Annotated in this window: 1 protein-coding gene; it reads left to right on the forward strand. The window is 67.5% G+C overall.

The features are described 5' to 3' along the window. Positions 1–265 (forward strand): hypothetical protein (locus tag Q5L94_RS13785; protein ID WP_317498923.1); only part of this gene is annotated, 265 nt, incomplete at both ends.

The following is a 265-nucleotide window of genomic DNA, read 5'->3' on the forward strand; positions in this document are numbered from 1 at the left end:
TTCGAGAATGCGGACGTCGGCTCCGCGCACGGTCTCACCACCATCCTGACCGGCAACCTGATTCTCGCGCCGCAGGCGGGCTACCGGGCGCAGGTTGGCTACCACGGCACTGGCGGCGGCGACATTCGCGTCGTTGCGACGGGCGCTCTGACGCTGACCGGGGGCGCGGCCGCTTCCGGCTACGCGATGATCGGCAATGGCTCGCTCACAGGCGATGTGACCGGCACGGTCACGGGCAACATCAGCATTAACGTTGGCGGACTGA

This window comes from Idiomarina sp. Sol25, from assembly GCF_033052775.1.
Taxonomy (GTDB): domain Bacteria; phylum Pseudomonadota; class Gammaproteobacteria; order Enterobacterales; family Alteromonadaceae; genus Idiomarina.